Annotated in this window: 17 protein-coding genes; 14 read left to right on the plus strand and 3 right to left on the minus strand. The window is 52.6% G+C overall.

Annotated features, from left to right (window positions below; genetic code table 11):
- Both VMT62_00115 and VMT62_00120 read right to left on the minus strand, forming a co-directional pair.
- The coding region (locus VMT62_00115; GenBank protein HVN94810.1) for a 4-hydroxyphenylacetate 3-hydroxylase N-terminal domain-containing protein at positions 1–1,280 on the minus strand (1,280 nt) is incomplete at its 3' end.
- 38 nt (positions 1,281–1,318) lie between these two features.
- Positions 1,319–2,020, minus strand: a complete 702-nt coding sequence (locus VMT62_00120) for a GntR family transcriptional regulator (protein HVN94811.1) — start codon at positions 2,018–2,020, stop codon at positions 1,319–1,321.
- Between the two features lie 352 nt (positions 2,021–2,372).
- On the opposite strand from VMT62_00120, the gene VMT62_00125 reads away from it, so the two are divergent.
- Positions 2,373–3,512, plus strand: coding sequence for an ATP-grasp domain-containing protein (locus tag VMT62_00125; GenBank protein HVN94812.1), 1,140 nt, complete (start codon positions 2,373–2,375; stop codon positions 3,510–3,512).
- 2 nt (positions 3,513–3,514) lie between these two features.
- Entirely contained in the window at positions 3,515–4,387 is an 873-nt protein-coding gene (sucD, locus tag VMT62_00130; GenBank protein HVN94813.1) for a succinate--CoA ligase subunit alpha, read from the plus strand.
- A 162-nt stretch (positions 4,388–4,549) separates the two neighbouring features.
- On the opposite strand, the gene VMT62_00135 is transcribed toward sucD, so the two are convergent.
- Positions 4,550–5,698, minus strand: coding sequence for an acyl-CoA dehydrogenase family protein (locus VMT62_00135; protein HVN94814.1), 1,149 nt, complete (start codon positions 5,696–5,698; stop codon positions 4,550–4,552).
- A gap of 752 nt (positions 5,699–6,450) precedes the next feature.
- On the opposite strand from VMT62_00135, the gene VMT62_00140 reads away from it, so the two are divergent.
- From VMT62_00140 to VMT62_00195, 12 genes are all read left to right on the plus strand, one after another.
- A complete protein-coding gene (locus tag VMT62_00140; GenBank protein HVN94815.1) occupies positions 6,451–7,725 on the plus strand; it encodes an acyl-CoA dehydrogenase family protein in 1,275 nt (424 codons plus the stop codon).
- A gap of 110 nt (positions 7,726–7,835) precedes the next feature.
- Complete coding sequence (locus tag VMT62_00145) at positions 7,836–8,636, plus strand: electron transfer flavoprotein subunit beta/FixA family protein (protein HVN94816.1); 801 nt, start codon at positions 7,836–7,838, stop codon at positions 8,634–8,636.
- A gap of 19 nt (positions 8,637–8,655) precedes the next feature.
- Positions 8,656–9,645: an electron transfer flavoprotein subunit alpha/FixB family protein gene (locus VMT62_00150; protein ID HVN94817.1), complete on the plus strand. Its 990-nt coding sequence runs from the start codon at positions 8,656–8,658 to the stop codon at positions 9,643–9,645.
- Between the two features lie 5 nt (positions 9,646–9,650).
- The gene (locus tag VMT62_00155; protein HVN94818.1) at positions 9,651–10,769 is read left to right on the plus strand and encodes an NADH:flavin oxidoreductase; all 1,119 of its coding nucleotides are present in this window, start codon (positions 9,651–9,653) and stop codon (positions 10,767–10,769) included.
- A 13-nt stretch (positions 10,770–10,782) separates the two neighbouring features.
- Positions 10,783–11,229 (plus strand): methylaspartate mutase subunit S, encoded by a 447-nt coding sequence (glmS, locus tag VMT62_00160; protein HVN94819.1) that lies wholly within the window; start codon positions 10,783–10,785, stop codon positions 11,227–11,229.
- Complete coding sequence (locus VMT62_00165) at positions 11,219–12,667, plus strand: methylaspartate mutase subunit E (GenBank protein HVN94820.1); 1,449 nt, start codon at positions 11,219–11,221, stop codon at positions 12,665–12,667. Before glmS ends, VMT62_00165 begins: the two co-directional genes overlap by 11 nt.
- Positions 12,668–12,696: 29 nt before the next feature.
- Positions 12,697–14,115: a methylaspartate mutase accessory protein GlmL gene (gene glmL / locus VMT62_00170; GenBank protein HVN94821.1), complete on the plus strand. Its 1,419-nt coding sequence runs from the start codon at positions 12,697–12,699 to the stop codon at positions 14,113–14,115.
- Between the two features lie 19 nt (positions 14,116–14,134).
- On the plus strand, positions 14,135–15,562 hold the full coding sequence (locus VMT62_00175) for a hypothetical protein (GenBank protein HVN94822.1): 1,428 nt from the start codon (positions 14,135–14,137) through the stop codon (positions 15,560–15,562).
- Positions 15,563–15,622: 60 nt separating this feature from the next.
- A complete protein-coding gene (locus VMT62_00180; GenBank protein HVN94823.1) occupies positions 15,623–17,002 on the plus strand; it encodes an MmgE/PrpD family protein in 1,380 nt (459 codons plus the stop codon).
- A gap of 91 nt (positions 17,003–17,093) precedes the next feature.
- On the plus strand, positions 17,094–18,254 hold the full coding sequence (locus VMT62_00185) for an acyl-CoA dehydrogenase family protein (GenBank protein ID HVN94824.1): 1,161 nt from the start codon (positions 17,094–17,096) through the stop codon (positions 18,252–18,254).
- Between the two features lie 47 nt (positions 18,255–18,301).
- Positions 18,302–18,772 (plus strand): tripartite tricarboxylate transporter TctB family protein, encoded by a 471-nt coding sequence (locus tag VMT62_00190; protein HVN94825.1) that lies wholly within the window; start codon positions 18,302–18,304, stop codon positions 18,770–18,772.
- Positions 18,773–18,791: 19 nt separating this feature from the next.
- On the plus strand, positions 18,792–20,306 hold the full coding sequence (locus VMT62_00195; GenBank protein HVN94826.1) for a tripartite tricarboxylate transporter permease: 1,515 nt from the start codon (positions 18,792–18,794) through the stop codon (positions 20,304–20,306).
- Positions 20,307–20,313: the final 7 nt, after the last annotated feature.

Genomic DNA, 20,313 nt, shown 5'->3' on the forward strand with positions numbered 1-20,313 from the left:
TACATCTTAACACGGCTCTCCACCGGGACGCTATCAACACCCTTGAGATACTTTTTGAGCAGATCGCCCACCTCCGGGTTCTCGAAATCCCTGTCAGAGGGCAGATCGGCCACATACCCGCCGCACGCATCGACCATCAGCCTCGTGGCCTCGGCCATCTCCTTACCCTCGTGAAGCTTGGAGGCATTGGCAAGCACGGTATCGATGAAATATGTGCCTGAAGGTTGCTTTTTCCCTTCGTAAGAAGAGGCGAGGCAACACCCATAGAGCGTTTCGGCACGGTGAATCATATCGATAACCTTTTGTTTCAGGTGGCCGGCCATGCTGGTTCCGTTGTAGTCCATCATGGTGAGGGCCGTACCGATCATGCAATCGATCTTCCCTGATTTGCACCCGCCATGGCTCTGGCGATGAAGCGAGGAGAACTTAACAACCATATCAGATGCAAATTCCGTTTCGCCGCACATGAAGACCCTCTCCCACGGGACAAAAACGTCGTCGAAGATGAGTGTGGGACAGTATTTCGAATAGTAGACATTGCCGATATCGCAGCCATCGAGCTCCCGCATGTCAAGGGTAGATCTTCCCACCACGTGTATCAAACCTTTGGTGTCAGCGGGCACGGCGAAAGACACGGAGTAATCGGTATCAGCCTTGCCCATGGCCCGGGTGGGAAGCACGATGATTTCGTGCGAGGAAAGCGAGCCGGTTTGATGTGATTTGGCCCCGCGCACGACGATTCCATCGTTTCGCTTTTCAACTACACGGAGAAACATGTCTTTATCCACCTGCTCGTTCGGATTGAGCGAACGATCACCCTTCACATCGGTGACGCCGGCATTGCCGGTCAGGTCATTTTTCTGCATGTGTTTAAGAAATTCCAGGAAATTTTTATTGTAATTGGTTCCGTACTTCTGATCGATATCGTAGGTCACAATAGCGAGACTGGACAAGCAGTCCAGGCCCGTACACCGCTGATGGCATGTGCCCACATAGTTAGCAACCTTCCGGTTGACCTTCACCCGTGCCACCAGGTCTTCAATACTCGCCGGCGGCAGGGTAAATCGGCTCACCGGTTCGTTAATGAGAGGACTCATGGTGACCATGAGATCACGGTTCTCAGGCATATTGGCCAGTTCATATGTCGCCGCCGTGGCCTCAATGCCGGCCCGAATACGTGGATTGTCCACCACGCTTTCGATCCGTTTCCCGAACATGTATGCGGTGGGCTTGAGCGCCCTGATCGACTCGATATATTCTTCTTTTGTTTTGACACCCATCCTGAACCTCCTTACCGTAAGATAAATTTTGCGTGAGTTTAGAACTCGGTCCGTTCCTGTTCCGCCAGCATTTTCCTGATGCTCGACATGACCTGCACCTTTACATTCGTCAGGTGGTTCTTGAGCACCGTCCTTGCCCTTTCAAGACTGCGCAGCGCCACGGCATCATATATCTCCTGATGCGCCTGATCGGTCGATTTTAATGAAGCCATAGGGAAGTAGTTGCCTCCGTACTTGAGAAACAACATATCAAATACGTTTTGTAACAGGCGTACCTGGGTCCCCTTCCCCGATAACGAGGCAAGGGTCATGTGAAACTCCCTGTTTTTGAAGAGCCGTTCTTTCAGGTAAAACTCTCTTTCGGCCGAAAGATGGGCCTCAAGCGCGAGTTTAAGTTCCCCGAGACCTTTCTTGTCGATACGCTGGATCGTGGCAGCGATGAGCGACGGCTCAACAAGCTCCCTCAGTTCGTAGAGTTCTTCAATCTCCTTGATACTGAATGGCGCCATGGAATAGCCCCGGTTCGGCTCGTGCTGGACGAACCCCTGGAGTTCAAGCCATTTAAGGGCCTGAATAATCGGGGTCGGACTCAGCTCAAGCTTCTCAGCAAGGTCCCTGTATGCGATTCTTTGGCCGGGCACCAGTTCCTTGTTGTAAAGCATGTGGCGAATCTTGTGATAGGCAATCTGGCTGGAGTCTTCCTTCTGCTTTGTTGTTTTTGAGGTTTTTCGCTCTGTCATGGAATCAGTCTACATCAATTAAATCACAAATGCAATTTATTTTTTTAATTATCATAAACTATTTTGGCGGGCGCTTCGGCGTACCTCGGTCGCCGTGCTTCACTCCCTGAGAGCCATGCGTAGATCATCGCCTAATACTTCCGCACTTATGATCTGTACGGCCTCTTATATCAACAGTACCTGAAACAGTAGCCGCCTGCTCTCTTAACCCCACCGATAATTTACAATATAATTGGATATATAATTTTACCATTGACTTATTGCCCCTCGGATTTTATAATTCACCGGGTATGTGAATACGAGCTCCACATGCGCCCTTAAAATCATCATTGAACAAGGAACGGGTGTTACCATGAGACTGCACGAATATGAGGCATTAGACATCTTTGAAGAGAACGGCATTCCGGTCCCCCGCCGGGGGGTGGCAGGGACCATGCACGAGGCCCTTCACATAGCAGGAGAAATAGGTTATCCCGTCATGCTCAAGGCGCAGGTCCTCGTTGGGGGACGCGGCCTTTCCGGCGGGATCAAAATCGCTTCCACCCCTGATCAGTTAAAGGAAGTCGCCGAATCGCTTCTCGGCTCGGACATAAAGGGATTTCCCGTGCACAAGATCCTCGTCTGTGAAAAAGTCGAGATCGCGCAGGAGTTGTACCTCGGTATAACCGTAGACGGATATTCGGGCAAACCGGTGATCGTTGTCAGCACCGAGGGGGGCGTGCTCATCGAGGAGACGGCAAGGACATCTCCGGAAAAGATTGCGGCAATTCACATCGAACCATCCTTCGGCTACTATCCATATCGGGCACGCACACTCCTCAAGATGCTCGGTCTCAAGCAGCAGCTTATCACCTCGTGGACAGATGTGATCGGCCAACTATACAATGTGGCGGAACGCTACGAGGCGCTCATTGCCGAGATAAATCCACTGGCTGTGCTAACGAGTGGCAGACTGCTCGCCGTTGACGCTGTTTTGGAGGTGGACGATTCGGCGCTATCGAGAATCCGCTTCCCCTTACCGGATCGCGTGGACCGGATCGAGAATCCGCTTGAGCGCCGAGGCAGAGAGATCGGGGTGACTTATGTGGACCTCGACGGAGATATTGGCATCATCTCATCCGGCGCCGGCCTCGGCATGGCCTCCATGGATATCATCGGCGAAAAGATGAGACCGGCCAATTTCCTTGAGACGGGAGGAGGTATTACCGCCGATCTGCTTTACCGTTGCATGGAACTCGTCATGATGAAACCAGGACTTAAGGCCATATTCATCAACGTATATGGCGGCATCAACCCCATCCATGAAGGAGCAAAAGGGGTTGTTCGCTACATTGAGGAGCATGGTCTGAAAATTCCCATCGTTGCCAAAGCGCTCGGAAACAGGGAGCAGGAGACCTGGGAGATATTCCGGTCCGGCGGAGTGCACGTGGTCACCGAAGCGGCCACAGAGAAGGCTGTGCAGCGTCTATACGAACTTGTCGGAGAGGTTTAATAATGAGCATATTGATTGATGATTCAACCCGAGTGATTGTGCAGGGCATAACAGGCCGTATCGGAAGCACCCAGACGCACTGGATGCTCGACTATGGAACAAAGGTGGTCGGAGGCGTAACCCCGGGCAAAGGCGGCTCCATAGTCGAGGGGGTGCCTGTATTCGACAGCGTCATGGAGGCGGTAAAGGACACGGGGGCTAACGCGTCTGTTTTCTTCGTCCCCGCGGCCTTCGTCCTCGATGCCTTTCTCGAAACCATAGACGCCGGGATTAAGCTCATCGTCATTGTTCCCGAACATATTCCTGTAAAGGATGTGGTAAAGATGCGCAATTACGCTATTGAGAAAGGCGTATTTGCGCTGGGGCCCACGACCCCAGGAATCCTCGTGCCTGGAAAAGGAAAAATGGGCATCATGCCAGCCTCACTCTTTGCACCCGGCAGGGTGGGCATCATCTCACGAAGCGGTACCCTCTCCTATGAATTCGCCGGCATCCTCTCAGAAAACCATGTGGGTCAGAGTACCGTGGTCGGCATGGGCGCCGATCCCGTGGTCTTAAGAAACCTCGCGGACATCCTCGAGCTCTTTGAGGAAGACGAGGGCACCGACGCGGTGATCGTCGTCGGAGAAGTGGGCGGAGAGCAGGAAGAGAAAGCCGCAGGCTTCATCTCGAGAAAGATGACCAAACCGGTGGCCGCGTACATCGCCGGACGTCACTCTCCACAGGGTAAACGGATGGGCCACGCCGGGGCTATTGTGCGTGGCGCATCAGGTTCGGTCGGCGGTAAACAAGAGGCGCTCGAGGCAGCAGGCGTGGAGGTGCTTGAAAGCCCCGTACATGTGTCTGTCTGGGCAAAAAAACACAACCTGCAATAAAAGAAGCTTCGACTGCGGTTTAGCCTTTAGCGCCGTTCTTTGCGCGTGGATCCCATTGGTAGCTCAGCTGAGAGAATCCAAGGTCCATACGACCAGTATGTGCATCGCAGTGTGTCAAATGCCCGATTTCTGGCGTCTATCTGTCTGTCCCCGCACCGGTTTTTACGGGTTCAATCCCAGGTTTCGGGCAATAATGAGCTTCATAATCTCCGTGGTGCCTGCAAGGATCGACAAGGCCCGCACATCCCGGTAAATCCTGCTGATCCGGTATTCTTCCATATACCCGTATCCGCCGTGAAGCTGCAGCGCCTGATAGGCAACACGGTTCACCATCTCACCAAGGAATGCCTTTGCCATGGAGACCCTCTTGGGGTCTATATTCTCACCTCTCACGTACTCGGCCACAAGTGTTTCCAGAAAGGTGCGACCCACTTCAATATCGGTTGCCATCTCGGCAAGCTTGAAGGCGTTATGCTGGAAATCGCCGATGGGTTTTTTGAAGGCTTCCCTCACCTTTGCGTATTCAAGGCCCTCTTTAAAAGCCAATTCCGCCATGGCCTGACATTTAACGCACACCTCAAGCCGCTCTCTGGCAAGCTTCTCCATCATATATTTGAAGCCTTTTCCTTCCTCACCGAGAAGGTTACTCGCCGGCACTTTGCAATCCTCAAACGCGAGCTCCGCCGTATCCTGGGAGTCCTGGCCCAGCTTATGAAGCTTTCGCCGGGTAAACCCGGGTGTGTCGCCGTCTATTGCAATCATGCTGATACCCTTCTGACCCGTGGGTGATTCTATCTTGCACGCAGCAATGACAAGGTCAGTATTTATGCCGTTCGTTATGAAGGTCTTCTGACCGTTAATGATATAATGGTCACCATCCTTTACCGCCCGTGTGCGAATCGATGCAAGGTCCGACCCTGCGTCGGGTTCGGTAAGGCCGATGGCCAGTATGGTCTCTCCTGATGCGGCCTTTGGCAGTATCCTCTTTTTCAGCTCCTCTGTTCCATATGAGAACAGATACGGCGCTGCGACGTCGCTGTGGAGGGGCGCCCCCACGCTGAATCCGTCTCCCCAGGCCAGTTCCTCGTTCACTATGAGAAGAGAATAGCGGGCGTCCACATCCATCCCGCCGTACTCTTCGGGAAGCCATGGACACAAGAAGCCCTGCTTACCCATTTTCAGGAACAGTTCGCGCGGAACGATCCCTGCTTTATCCCACTCTTCCCGATGCGGTGTTATCTCTTTTGCTACGAATTTCCTCACAACTTTCCTGAAATCGCTGTAATCCCTGTTCTCTTCAAAAAGCGGCATATTCCTTTTCCTCCTCGTTTATCATTGTATCTTCTCTTGATCTTGACTTTGTCTTTTTTTTGGGTGAATACCGAAACACGAGAAAGTCAATCGATCTGTTTCTCTTGCGTTTTTGCTGCCCTTCGTCCGCACACCAAATGAAGAGCATGCAGATATCTGTTACATCTCAGGCACGGGTCACTATTCACTTTTAATGTCCTCTCGTCCCGACCGCCTCAAGAACAATTACATGATAATACGACACAGTCACCGAATAAAGTCAAAGAAAATAATATTGCCGCCGTTCATCATGCTGAAAAAGATTGATGGCCACCACCTCATTCCTCGGCTCTTTCGTCCTTCATTGACGCGCTGGAGGTTAATGTTCAGAATGTGGATCCTCCGTCTTATCCGGATTCCCGCATCGGTTGAGCGACTGAACTTCATCTCCTCTTCCGCCCTGATCCGGAGTGATACAATATGGATGGAGAGCCCTCTTTCCACAGAGCAACGTCAGGAATGAACCGGGTCACAATGGCAATATTTCATGATTAATGACTAAATATCACGATTATTATCCCGTCGTCCGAACGCCGGTTCGAGACAAAGCAGTCGAGCTTCGAGAGAGTGCTCTGTACCGTGGACCTATTTTGGCTTTTCATTTCAGATGATTATAACGTTGTGAGAGGCAATAACTTTATGATAACCTCGACTCATGGCATACTTCTTGCCTCATATCAGGAAAAACTTAGCAAAAAGGGAGGATCGCGCGCATGATAGATTTTAACCTGCCTTACCTAAACGAGGAACAAAAAAGTCTGGCCATGCTCATGAAGGATTTCTGCACGAGGGAAGTTGACCTCAAAACCTTGAATGAGATCGCAGATCAGACAATCCCGGCAAATGCCACGAGCGCGGACCTGAGGGCCCGCATGCCATGGGATTTAGTTGCCAAAGCACATGATGCGGGACTGAGGCAAATAACGGCCCCGGCCGAATACGGCGGCGGAGGCTACGAAGAAGATCATCTCGCCCAGGGTGCCATGGCCGAGATGGCCGGGTATATGGGCGGCCAGTTCGGCAGACTCATGACTATAACGTGGAAACAGCTCGCCGCTTTCGCATACGCGCCCAAAGACATCGCAAAAGAGGTGCTGGACGATTTCATGAAAGACAAGAAGACCATGATGGGAGCTTCCATCACTGAGCCGAACAGCGGGAGTGATTTCCTCATGCCCTATGACGAGCCAGGAGCAACAGGCCAGTATTTGGCGCGTAAAGAGAAAGACGAATGGGTCTTTAACGGGGACAAGATGTTCTGTACCGCCGGAGGTGTTTCTAATTATCTCACGGTCATGGCACGGACAGATCCCAAAGGTCCCATCACCAAATCCGTGACTCAGTTCGTCATCGACACACGCCTGCCGGGGTGGTCGGTCGCCCGCGTAAATGATATGATGGGCAACGAACTCGTGACAAACGTGCAGATGCATTTCGAGAATTACAGGATCCCCGACAGATACCGGGTGAGCCCGGTGAATGGAGCCTTTGATGTCATGAAGTCGCGCCTCGCCGGCAAATCCCTCCACATGTTTGCCGTCCTCGGATGGGCTGAGAGGACATGGGAAGACATGAAAGAATACGCCATGGCGAGAATTCAGGGCGGCAAGCCGATTATTCAACACAGCAACGTTGGCACACTCATATCGGAGACCGATTGCCTGTTACGGACCACAAAGCTCCTTCTGTATCAAGATGCCTGGGAGTGGCACAACGTGGGACAGGGTCAGATGAGAGATGTGCTCGGATGGTACTATATTAACTGGTATATCAAGAAGGTGCTCATGCGCATTATCGAAGCGGGTCTCGAGGTGTACGGCGGTATGGCGCCTCAAAAAGAACTCACCTTCGAGCACTGGGTTCGTGTGCATCTCAGTATTCTGCACGGCGGATCGACTGGCCTCTTAAGCCTGGTAAAAGCAGCCAACATCATGGCAAAGGCCGGGCAACCTTCGGCTCGCGCAGCGGACGCCCTGCAGGAGTCGTAAGCCCCGTTGATCGGGTTTTACAGGTAACCGGAGGGTAGCGCCGAGCAAAAGCCATAGGCCCTCCGAGACAGGGGCTCACACAGCCTGTCATTTCTTTTCGGAGAATGATTATGAACATTATCGTATGTGTGAAAGAGATAGCCGATCCAGAAGCCCCCGCGGATTCCTTCAGGCTCGACCCTGAAAACAAGGTGCTCGCGACCTCGCCCAAGGTCCTGAGGGTCATCAATCCTTTCGATGAACAGGCTGTCGAAGCCGCCCTCAGGATAAAAGACGCGGTTGGTGCCAGGGTTACGACCCTTGCCCTCGGTAAAGGCCTTGATCGAGTGGTCGTGAAGAAACCGCTCTTCATGGGCGCGGACGAACTCATCCTTCTCGAGGACGATGCCTTTGCAGGAGGAGACAGCTGGTCGACGGTCCTCGCTCTCTCCTCAGCCATCAAGAAGATCGGGAGCTACGATCTTATCCTGTGTGGCAGACAGGCCGCAGACTGGAACGCGGGCCAGGTCGGTTCCGGCATAGCGGAGATGTTGAAGCTTCCGAGCGTGACGGTGGCTAGAAAGATTGAGATAGTGGACAAAAAGGCCAGGGTGGAAAGGGTGACCGCCGATGGCTACGAGGTTGTCGAAGTCAGCCTGCCAGCCGTGATCACCGTAAGCAATGAGATCGGTCAGGCGCGATATCCCGCAATCCAGAATATCAGAACGGCAAATAAAATACAGCCGCTTGTCTGGAAACCGTCAGACATCGGTCTTGATGCTTCAGACGTGGGCGCCAAAGGGAGAAAGCTTACAATCCTGAAACTCTTCCAACCGGTATCCGAGGGGATATGCGCGATCATGGAAGGAGAGACCCAGCAGGAAATGGCCGAAAACCTGGCCCTAACCCTGAGAAAAGAGAAGATACTGTAATTCAAAGGTGGTGTTCGATATGGCTGATTGCAAAGATGTCGTGATTTACGGTGAGACGAGAGATGGAAAAATCTCTGCCATTACCAAAGAATTGCTCGGGGGGGCGCGAAAGCTGGCCGACGATCTGGGTGAGGCGCTCATCGTCATGTTCATCGGCGGCGGGATAACGGAGGCTGCCCGTGAAGCCATGTCCTTAGGCGCAGACAGGGTCTATGTAGTAGACCACCCGGAACTCGCGTTCTACCGGACGGAACTCTATATGTCGGCAGCGTCAACCATTATAGAAAAGCAAAACCCGCGTTTTCTCATTTTCGGCCACACTGATGTGGGCGCTGATCTTGGCCCTCGCCTCGCATTCAACCTCAATACGACCATTGCGACAGACTGCATCGAATTGTCTGTCGAGCCTGACACAAAGTCTCTTTTACGAACAAAACCGGTGTATGGAGGTCTTGCTTTAGCCACCTATACAAGTGAAGGCTTCCCTCAGATGGCTACAGTCAGATCGAAATCTTTGACGCCTGCCGAACATATGGAGCGAAACGGGGAATTCATATCTGTTGATTGGAATTACGATTCATCGGCGTCGCGTATATCTGTTCTTGAAAAAGTGGTTGAGGCCGTAAGCGGCGTCAAACTTGAAGACGCCGAGGTGATCGTATCCGGCGGCAGAGGCATCGGAGATTCCGAGGGATTCAAACAACTGGAGGAAGCGGCAAGATTCCTGAAGGGCGCGCTCGGCGCCTCCCGGGTTGCCTGTGACAACGGGTGGGTACCGACCACCATACAGGTTGGCATTACCGGCAAGATCGTAGCCCCCAGACTCTATCTTGCCGTGGGCATTTCCGGTGCAAGCCAACATATGTCAGGCTGCTCTCGGTCCAAGACTATCATAGCCATCAACAGGGATCCGGCGGCCGCCATTTTCAAACAGGCCCAGTTCGGCGTGGTGGGCGATTGGAAAGTCGTTCTGCCCATCTTCATCGAGAAACTAAAAAGTTTAGAGTAAACGGGATGAACCAGCTGTTCGAACGGACAGAGATAAACGGCATGAAATTGGAGAATCGTTTCGTAAGATCGGCCACCGTTGATAACGGCGCTGAATCGGGATTCGTATCGAACAAGCAGATCCAATACTTTTCGGAACTCGCTGCGGGAGGGGTTGGTTTGATCGTAACAGGTATGACATGCGTCCATGCCGCCGATCAGATCCGGCCTGTTCAGAACTCCATAGCAGACGATAAGTACATTCCGGCGTACAAAAAACTGACCGCGTCAGTACACAGCCGTGGGGCGAAGATCGCCCTTCAACTCGTTCATTCCGGCAGGCAGAGGGGCAAATGGCTCGGGCAGGCAGACGGCTATGCCCTGGCTCCTTCTGTAATCGAACATGATCCCTTTTTTACTGGAGCGACCTATCGGGCCGCGACCGAAGAAGAGCTTCTCGAGATCATAGTCGCTTTTGGAAATGCTGCCCGAAGAGCCAGGGAAGCCGGTTTCGACGCCGTACAAATTCACGGCGCCCACGCATTCCTCTTGAGTCAGTTTTTATCTCCACATGCGAATCGACGAGACGATGCCTGGGGCGGCTCCCTTGAGAACCGGCTCCGCCTGCATCGTGAGATTTACAAGACGGTGAGAGGCCGCGTGGGTAACGATTATCCCGTGCTCATCAAACTCGGCGTTCAGGACGGCTTTCCATACGGTCTTGATTTCTCGGAAGGCAAGAAGGCCGCTTTAGCCCTGGCCGAGCTGGGGTTCGACGCGCTGGAAATTAGTCAGGGACTACGAGGCGAGATCTTTGAAGGGACCGAATATCGGACAGACATAGATAGACCCGATCGAGAGGCTTATTTCCGGCGGTGGTGCGTTGAAGTCAAGACACAAGTCGCCGTGCCCGTCATGATGGTCGGTGGTTTGAGGAACCCTGTATTTATGAAAGAGATCATCGAAAAAGGCGAAGCCGATTATATCTCACTATGTCGGCCGTTTATCAGGGAACCACACATAATCAATGACTGGCAACAGGGTGATCTGCATCGCGCCCGTTGCATATCCTGTAACAGATGTATTGAGGCATTGAACATAGGAGATTTCCTTCATTGTCCTCAGATCACATATAACAAGGGTTGAGAGAGGAACACTCATGAACGATTTCGAGACGGCAGAAGGTACTTTGGTCACCGGCGTTATAGGAGAGGACGTGCATATCATGGGGATTAGAATTGTCGAGCATGCTTTGAGACAGGCCGGTTTCCGGGTAGTTCCTCTGGGAGCGCAGGTATCTCAAGAGCAGTTCATAGAAGCGGCTATTGAAACGAATGCAGACGCCCTTCTCATTTCATCGCTCGGTGGCCACGCTTCAATTCTCGTACCCGGGCTTCGGGAGAAATGCGATGAAGCAGGGTTGAAACAAATCCTCCTCTACCTCGGGGGGCAGCTTGTCATCCGTGAATCCAGTTGGGAAGATTCGGAGAATGCGTTCAAGGAAATGGGATTCGACAGGGTCTATCCGCCGGACGTTAAGCTCTCCCAGGTCATCGCCGACCTCGAAGCCGACTGCAGGAGGAAAAGGAGTGCCCGTGGACTTTAGAAATAAACGGATGACCGAAAAAGAGTTTATGCGGATGAGACAGGAAGTGCTTGCCACCTGGCCTGCCGCTTCAAACGTGGACCTGGATGAGGCTGTGGCGTTTCATAAGAGCCTTCCTTCGCACAAGAATTTCGCTCTGACATTGTTGGAGGCACGGAAGAATAGAAGGACCCTCATCCGCTCCGAATCCGGAGTTCCTGATCTGGAGGAGTTCACCAGGTATCTGCTCTTTCTCCAAAATGAAGGAGAGATCGATCTCCTGGGAACCATGGTAGACAGCATGACACGAAATCAAAAGTACAGGGACGCCGAATTGGGCCTGAAAAAAAGTCTTGAAACGGGAAGATGGGTCATCAATGGATTCCCTATGGTCGCATATCGCATAACGGATATACGGAGGATAATAGAAAGCGTTGACCGCCCCGTCATGATTCGGGGTATCTCGCCCGATTACAGACTGATTGACGAGATCGGGTTTGCGGGAGGACATACCGGTACTTCTGGCAACCCGCTCAATGCGTTCTGTCAATATTCGAGTTCGATGCCTTTGGAGACGGTGATCACGAATTTTCAGTATGTCTACAGGCTTATGGGTCACTATGCTGACCGAGGAGTTCCCTTAACCGCGTCTGTGGCAGGAGGCTTCGCCATACTATGTCCTTTCAGCGTTCTCATAGCAGGGGCCATCGTCGACTCCTTAATCGCAGCAGAACAGGGCGTGGTGAATATTAGTCTTGCGGTGAATACTCAGGGAAATCTCGTTCAGGACGTCGCGGCCATGATCACGGCTCGCAAGATGCTCGAGCTTTATCTTAACGCCAATGGGTACCATGATGTCCAGGTGACCCTCAACTGCACCAATTGGTCGGGAAGATTTCCCGAAGACATATTCGCCGCCTGCAGTATCATCGCGCTGGGCGTTATTGCCGCCATAGCGAGTAACAGCGAGATCGCCACGGTCAAAACGATCGAAGAAGCAAAAAGCATACCTAAGAAGGAAGCCAATGCGGCAAGCGTCAGGCTTGCAAAGACATTGATCACCATGTCTCGGGGCCAGGTCCTGAAGCTCAACGAAAAGGAGGTTAAAGAAGAAGCGGCCATCCTTGAGACGGAAACACGATTAATTGTCGACAAAATCATCGATATGGGCAATGGCGACGTGGTGAAGGGCGAAATCAAGGCGATCGAGTCAGGCGCTTTCGATGTTCCTTTTTCCACGAGCCGGTTCGTTCCGTGCAGGGTCAAGGGCATCAGGGATGCGCAGGGTATGGTGCGGTATTTCGATCATGGAAACCTCCCCCTGAGCAGGGAACTGGTGGCTTTCCACAAAGAGAAGGTGGCGGAAAGGCAAGGGGCCGCAGGAAACGCCCTCGATTACCAGACAATTGCCGATGACCTCTCGGCGATCAGCAAGGGGTTGCTTAGAGGCGATGCGTAGGGAATTCGTATTATCCGGGGAAGGCTATAGTGTCTGAAGTTGGTATATTCGTAGATTTCGGCAGCACCTTTACCAAGGTCGTGGCCATGGACATCGATCACGAAGAGGTTATAGGCGCGGGCAAATCGCCCAGTACGGTCAAGACGGATATTACCGTCGGCCTGAGCCATGCGCTTGACCAGTTGCAACTTCCAGACGGCCAGACCGCTAAAGGATCGAATATCAGATTGGCCTGCAGTAGCGCGGCCGGTGGTTTGCGTCTCGTTGTCATCGGGCTTGTTCCGAGCCTCTCGATGAACGCAGGAAGACTGTCGGCATTGGGAGCCGGAGCCAAACTCATTGGCGCTTATTCCTACAAGTTGAACCAATCGGAGATTAATGATATAGAGCGATTGTCGCCAGACATCGTACTCCTCGTCGGTGGCACGGACGGGGGCAATGAAGAAGTGATCATCCACAACGCGAAGGTTTTGGCCTCATCAAACCTGGATACTCCTGTGGTCGTCGCTGGTAATAAAAGTTGTGCCGACCACGTCAAAAGGCTATTGGAATCGGGCTCGAGGCACGTGGCTGTCGTAGACAACGTCCTGGGAGAACTCGACAAACTGAATGTGGAACCGAGCAGACGGGCTATCAGGGAAATCTTCATGGAGAGGATAATCCGGGCGAAAGGTTTGGATAAGGCGAACCATTTTATTGACGGGATCATCATGCCAACGCCCATGGCTGTGCTCAAGGCCGCTGAGCTGATGTCCCAGGGCCACGGCGATGAAGAAGGGCTGGGTGAACTCATGGTCGTGGACATCGGCGGAGCTACAACCGACATTCACTCCGTGGCCAAGGGAGACCCAAAGAACCATGAAGTTATGAAAAGAGGCATACCGGAGCCGTTCGCGAAGAGGACGGTTGAAGGCGATCTGGGAATCAGGTATAACGCACTGTCAATTCTGGAGGACGCGGGATTAGAACACGTCGCCTCGAGTATTTGCTACCGCGGATCGTCGGCAGAACTCGAAAGAAGGATTAGGTACCTCACCGAGCATACCGAATACGTGCCAAGCGATGAGCCCGATCGCCTGCTCGACGCGGGGCTGGCTCGGGCGGCAACGGAGATAGCTGTAGAGAGGCATGCAGGACGGTTGGAAGAGGTCTATTCTCCTCACGGAGCCATGTACGTTCAGCTCGGCAAGGACCTGACTGAAGTCAAGCATGTCATCGGCACCGGAGGCATCTTCGCCTATGGACAAAATGCGTTTCCCATACTCGAAGGCGCCCTTTTCTCCGCACAGCGTCCATTTTCTTTGAAACCGAAGTCTCCCGATTTTCTGATTGACAGGAGCTATATCCTTTTTGCCGTGGGGCTACTTGGTGAGCAGGCGCCACGGGCAGCGCTGAGGATAGGGAAGAAATACCTCAACAAACAGCTTGTATATGGTGCTTTTGGGTGAGCAGAAGAGGCCGGTTGGGATGATACGTAACCGAAAGATGGGAGATGAATTCTGGGCGGAGAGAAAAGAAGTACTCGCCGAGTGGCCGACCGGCAAAGAGGTGGACCTTGACGAGGCGGTGGCATACCACAAATCCATGCCGCCTGAGAAGGTATGGTCAACGCGTCTTACTCGAGCAAGGCAGAACGGTGAAACGCTTCTTATCACCGGCATGGGCCACACAACCATAGAGCAGCAGATCAAGCTGCTTCAGACAGTGGAACCGGTTGCCGATATTCTCGGAACATCACCCGACAGTCTGACGCGGGCTCATCATTTCCATGTCATCCAAAAAGAAATAGAAAGATCGCTCCAATTAGGGATCTCTACCCTCAACGGGTTTCCCATTGTCAACCACGGTGTCATGGGAATACGAAAGCTTATTAATGCCATTTCCAAACCGATTCAACTCCGCTATGGCGCTCCCGATATGAGGATAATCAACGAGATAGCTTATGCTGGAGGATATACGGCCGACTCGGGCGACGGCCTCTACAATTTCTGGAACATGAATTCCAAAGAGCCTATCGAAAAGGTCCTGGCCAATCACCAGTACCTTCACAGGCTTATCGGCATTTACGAGGAGAGAGGAGCGCCGATCAGCGCATCGGTGCTGGGTCTGTATGGATGCGGGATACCGCCAAGTCTGAACATCGCCGCCCAGCTAACACAAGTCCTCATGATGGCCGAACAGGGAGTAAAAGAGATCGTTTTTCATCACCATGCGCACGGAAACCTGGCGCAGGATATAGCCGGCGTTCGTGCCTTCTATAAACTTGTCGGCTATTACCTCGAAACACTGGGCTACACAGGCATGAGGTTCAACACCAATGCCGGGCTCGCCCTTGCCAAGTATCCCCATGATGTGGGAGGATCTTATATGGTCGTCGCATTCAACTGTCTTCTCGCACGGCTCTGCGGCGCCCAGATAGTCGACGTACGAACCATATCGGAAGCCAAGACCATCCCTTCTGCACAGGACATTTTTGTTACGTTCGAAGCCGGGAGAATGGCGGTTAACCTCTTCAAAAACCAGGGCGTCGCGGCGGATGAGGAGCTTGTAGCCGACGAACAGACTATGATTGAAATGGAGGTTCGATCCATTCTCGACCGCGTCTTCGATCTCGGTGACGGCGATGTGGTGATCGGCACCCTCAAGGCCGTGGAACAGGGCGTACTCGACAATCCGTTCAGTAGCCACAACTCCGTGGCCTGTAAGGTTATGGGAATCAAAGACGACAGAGGCGCCGTAAGGTATCTCGACCACGGCAACCTGCCTTTCGGCAGGGAAATCATCGAGTTTCATAAAGAGAGGATATCCCGAAGAGAAAAACTAAGTGGACGAAAAGCAGACTATGAGACGGTAGTCGAAGATCTGTCTGCGATCGCAAGAGGAGGGCTTCTATGATGGTGATCACAACCTCGTCCATCCGGCAACCGGGGAACAAAAAGAGAATGGAGGGCTAATATGAGTGTTATTGCCGAGATGGTAAAAAACGTTGTAGAAACCCCTTTTGAGGCCTTCGATGCAACAATCGTTGAGAGGGCTCGAGATCGGGTCATCGATGCCCTGGGCTGTCTGATAGCAGGTTCACGGGCATCAGGTTGCTCTATGATAGGCGATCTGATACGCGAGTGGGGAGGCAAGAAAGAGAGTACGATCCTTGTACAAGGGGGCAAAGTGCCCGCTCACAATGCAGCCCTCGTAAACAGCGTCATGACGAGGTCCTATGACTTTGAACCGACCGGTGCTTATGTGGAGGGTAAGAGTACTCCCGCCCACCTGAGCGGCACAACCGTGCCCACCGCCATTACGGTCGCGGAGCAGCACTCCGCAGATGGAAAAGAGCTCCTCACGGCCCTTATCCTCGGGGACGATCTCGCCTCGAGAATCATCGCCGCCTCAAATCTCAACATCGACTCCGGTTTTGATTGTACGGGGACCATTAATGCGTTTGGCGCCGCGGCCATAGCCGGACGGATCGCGCGTCTGAAAGAGTACGAAATGCTTCACGCCTTTGGAATCGTGCTCAACCAGTTTGCCGGTTCATTTCAAAATATCTTTGACGGAGTACATTCCTTCAAACTGCCGCAGGGGCTTTCCGCACAGGCAGGGATATTTTCAACCGCCCTTGCCGCAAAGGGGTTCACAGGGATTCGGGACCCTCTGCTCAGCAAGTACGGATACTTTTCCCTCTATTGCAAAAGTTACCAGCTTGAAGTACTCACACGCCGCCTGGGGGAGGAATTCTATGCAGACTACACCTGCAAACCCTATCCCTGCTGCCGCTCGAATCACGCGGCTATTGACTGCGTCCTGGAATTGAATAAGACAAACCACATTGATCCGGATGATATTGATGAAATCGTCGTGGATATCACGCCCACAGCTCATGATTTTGCCGTGGGCCAGCCTTTCAAGATCAGAGATGTCCCCCAGATCGATGCCGCGTTCAACCTCCAGTATACCGTGGCTAACGCGCTGCTGAGAAAGGACGTAAAACTGGAGCACTTTGCTGAAGAGCTCGTCCGGGACCCGAGCATCGCCGATCTTATCAACAAAATAAGACTCACCGCCACAATTCCTTCAAGCAAGCCCCTTGGGGCAAAGGTCATAATACGAATGAAGCAGGGGATCGAATTGATCAGGGAGGTCGATATGCCGAGAGGCAACGGCATACTTACACCTCTTGCCTCCGCTGAAATACGAAAGAAATTTCTTGATAACGTCGCCTTCTCCGGGACGATTTCTCTGGAAAATGGAGAAAAAGTACTCAGTCTGCTCGAAAGATTGGAGGAAGTCAACGACGTCAATGAGATAATCAGTCTACTGGTGCCCCGACAATGAACAAGGACTTCATGGAAAAAGTGGCCTTGGAGGTTTTTCGGCGCCCGGCCCAAGACAGATGTTGAACCCATGACGGAGGCATGACAGAAACATGGATTTCAAACTCACTTATGAACAAGAGGCCATCCAAAAAGCCGCGCAGGAGTTCGCCAAGGGCGAGTTCGACAGGGACCTTGCCCTCGAACACGAAAAGACCCACACGTTTCCCTATGAAATATGGAGGAAGGCCTGCGAACTCGGTTTTGTGGGCATTCACTACCCCGAAGAATATGGAGGCCAGGGTTACGGCGTGCTGGAAAACGCTCTCGTGACGGAGGCCTTTTGCCGACAAGATTCCGGGCTGGGCATGGCCTTGAGCGCAGCCGACTCATCAGCAGAGATGATTCTCCGCCACGGCACCAAAGAACAGAAGGAAAAATACTTAACCGCCGTGGCCCAGGGTAGTGCCCTGTCAAGCGGCGCCTTCACCGAGCCGGACCACGGCAGTGACATTACTTGTCTCAGCACAACGGCTGTGAAAAATGGCGAAGAGTTCATCTTAAACGGCACAAAGACCTTCATCACAAACGGACCGGTTAGTGCCTTCGTTATCGTTCTCTGTCAAACAGACCCCGACGCGAAGCCCACTTACCGGGGCCAGTCGGCCGTTATCGTCGATCAGGGCACACAGGGGTTCACTGCCTCTGACATCGGGGAGAAAATGGGCAACAGGATGGTCCCGACCGGAGAGCTTTCTTTCAACGAGGTGAGAGTCCCTAAATCGAGCCTCCTGGGGCAAGAAAACAGAGGCTTCTATCAGGCAATGGAACTCTTCGAAGAGATGCGGATTGAGGTAGCGGCTCAATCTTTAGGAATAGCTGAGGGGGCTTTCGACCGGGCGTTGACCCATATGAAGGAGAGAAAACAATTCGGCAGAAGACTCGAGGAATTTCAGACTATTCAGCACAAACTGGCCGATATGGTGATCAAGATAGAAACGGCGAGGCTCGTTGTCTATCGTGCCGCATGGAATCTCGATCAGGGGATAGTCGATCCCAAACTCACCTCCGTGGCCAAGGCGTATGCAAGTCGCGCGGCCGTTGAAGTAGCCGACGAAGCGATCCAGATCCACGGAGGATACGGCTACATGCTGGAATACGAAGTCGAGAGGTTCTATCGGGACGCACGGTTGGCGGGAATCTACGGCGGAACGAACGAAATCCAAAAGAATATTATTGCAAATTCGCTGCTTAAGAGATTCAACAGGGGTTAAGGCGCTTATGATCAGGTGGCGCAATCCATACGGGAGGTAGCAATAAAGTGAAGAAGGAAAATCTCATTGTTACGTGCTTTTGGCTAGCACTGGGCGTTTTTGTCGTATCCTATTCCTACAGATTGGGTCTTGGGCAAATCCACACTCCGGGCCCAGGGCTATTCCCCTTTGCCGTTGGGGGCCTCTTTATACTGCTTTCTTTGTTTAAGCTTTTGGTCGCATTGGTCAAGAAAGTTAAGGATGATGAGGAGCAAAAGACAGGCGTGTCGGCACTTAACGTGGGCAAACTATGCCTGGTTGTAGCTTCCCTTTTCGCTTACGGCATACTTTTAGAGCCGCTCGGTTATATTATCACCACCTTCTTCATTATGGCCGTCCTGTTCTTTGCATCGGGCTATAAGAGCTGGTCTAAAGCACTCGGCTACTCGGCCATCGTAGTCGTCGCAACTTATTTCATGTTCACGTATCTCGGTACGCGGTTTCCCCCTGGCGTTCTCCGGTATTTTGGTATGTATTGATCTTTCCCGAGGAGGAAGAATGGACATATTCGGCGGTCTGCTTTCCGGTTTTCATAACGTGTTTCAGCCTCAAGTGCTGTTCTACTGCTTCGTGGGTGTATTCATAGGGACCCTTGTGGGCGTGCTTCCAGGCATCGGCCCGGTTGGCGCCATGTCGATTCTTCTGCCTTCGACCTTTGGCCTGCCCCCGGCCACCTCCATCATTATGCTTGCCGGTATTTATTACGGAGCACAGTACGGCGGCTCAACAACCTCTATCCTCGTAAACATTCCTGGAGAGGCTTCTTCGGTCGTCACCTGCATCGACGGGTACCAAATGGCCAAGCGAGGCCGAGCCGGTCCAGCCCTCGGCATATCTGCTTTCGGATCCTTTATCGGGGGAACGTTCAGTATTATCGCGCTTATGTTCCTCGTTTATCCTCTCGCCGGTGTGGCCGTTAAATTTGGCCCCCCCGAGTTCTTTGCCCTGATGTGTCTTGCCATGACCGTCCTCACCTATCTGACAAGCGGATCGGTCATCAATGCGGTTTTTATGGTACTTCTCGGGCTGATCCTCGGCGTCGTAGGTATGGACCCTATTTCCGGCATGCCCCGTTTTGTCTTTGGGTGTACGACCCTTCTTGACGGGGTGGGCATGGTGCCCGTGGTGATGGGCCTGTTCGGCATCGCTGAAGTGCTCACCAACCTCGACGAATCCCAGGGAAAAGTCATGTTCCAAACCAGAGTAAAAGACCTCTTCCCGAATCTGCAAGACTGGAAGAGGTCTATCGGTCCTATATGGCGAGCGTCGGTCATGGGTTTCTTTCTTGGCATTCTCCCCGGTGGCGGCGCAGCCATGTCTACCTTTCTCTCCTATACAACAGAGAAGAGACTTTCCAAGCACCCCGAGGAGTTCGGTCATGGCGCTATCGAAGGTGTTGCAGGACCTGAAACGGCGAACAATGCCGCGGCAGGCGGGGCCTTCGTGCCGCTACTTGCCCTGGGAATTCCTCCAACGGCGATCATGGCGCTTCTCTTGGGGGCGCTCGTGATTCACGGCGTGACCCCTGGGCCTCTGCTTCTTTCCCAGCATCCCGAGATATTCTGGGGTGTCGTTGCCAGCATGTACATAGGAAACGTTATGTTGCTCGGGCTCAATCTTCCTCTTATCGGTATGTGGGTGAAGGTGTTGAAGATACCTTACAGGCTCCTCATGCCACTCATCCTTTTGTGCTGTCTGATCGGCTCATATGCGGAAAATGAGAGCGGTATGAGCATTGTCATCATGGTCATTTTCGGCGTTGTCGGCTATATATTACGAAAATTTCACTTCGAATCGGCCCCTCTGATTTTAGCGTTCATCCTGGGACCTATTATGGAGACGAATTTCCGTAATTCTTTGATCATGTCCGATGGGAGTTTCGCTATTTTCGTCACAAAACCCATTTCGCTCATACTGCTCATCATCTCAGCGCTTCTGTTCATGTCCACGGGCTTCTCGACGTATCGCAAGACGAAAACTAAGGTCATAGACGAATCTGAGAGTGAGGGATAGATAGGGT

It is taken from the genome of Syntrophorhabdaceae bacterium, assembly GCA_035541755.1.
Classification (GTDB): domain Bacteria; phylum Desulfobacterota; class Syntrophorhabdia; order Syntrophorhabdales; family Syntrophorhabdaceae; genus PNOF01.